The following is a 902-nucleotide window of genomic DNA, read 5'->3' on the forward strand; positions in this document are numbered from 1 at the left end:
GTTGCGGGTTTCGGCGGAGTAGCGGAGATAGCCGCCTGTCTCGCCGTGAATCCAGTCGGACATATCGATCCAGCGCGTGATCTCGTCGGGACGTTTGCGGTACCAGGGCAGATATTCGGAAAGATGGCCGTTGCTCTCGGTCGAATAGATGCCGAAGCGCTTCAGAACGTCGATGCGCAGCTTCTCCTGCCTGGAATAGACCGGATGCGCCTCGAAAGCGGCCACCAGTTCGTCCTTGCCGATGCGACGGCCGTTCAGGCGCAGGTCGATAAACCAGGTCTGGTGGTTGATGCCGGAACAGACATAGTCGAGTTCCTGCGTGGACTTGGCGCCCAGCACCTCGGCGATCTGTTCGGCGCCGTGCTGGACGCCGTGGCAGAGCCCGACAGTGTCGACCTTGCCGTATTCGATCGCCGCCCAGGTGTTCATCGCCATCGGGTTGGCGTAGTTCAGGAATTTGACGTTCGTCTCGGCGACCTCGCGCATGTCCTTGCAGAAATCCAGGATCACCGGGATGTTGCGCTGTCCATAGAGAATGCCGCCGGCGCAGATCGTATCGCCGACGCATTGGTCGATGCCGTATTTCAGGGGAATGCGGATATCGTCGGCATAGGCTTCGAGACCGCCGACCCTCACGCAACTGATGACGTAGCGTGCGCCTTCGAGCGCCTTGCGGCGGTCGGTCGTCGCCGTCACCCTGGTCGGCAACCTGTTTGCCTCGACGATCCTGTCGAGGATCGCCTTGATCATCTGAAGGTTGTGCTCGCTTACATCGGTGAGCGCAAATTCGATGTCCTTGAATTCGGGCACGCACAGGATGTCGGTGAACAATTTCTTGGTGAAGCCGACGCTGCCGGCACCGATGATAGCGATTTTGAAACTCACCAGCCGCACCTCATTCC

General features: G+C 59.5%; 1 pseudogene. It reads right to left on the reverse strand.

Going from position 1 to position 902, the window contains the following annotated elements:
• Nucleotides 1-885 (reverse strand): annotated as a pseudogene (locus EN750_RS36580) (alpha-glucosidase/alpha-galactosidase); the annotation flags it as partial.
• Between the last annotated feature and the right edge of the window lie 17 nt (nucleotides 886-902).

This window comes from Mesorhizobium sp. M7A.F.Ca.ET.027.03.2.1 (genome assembly GCF_003999175.1).
In the GTDB taxonomy this organism is placed as follows: domain Bacteria; phylum Pseudomonadota; class Alphaproteobacteria; order Rhizobiales; family Rhizobiaceae; genus Mesorhizobium.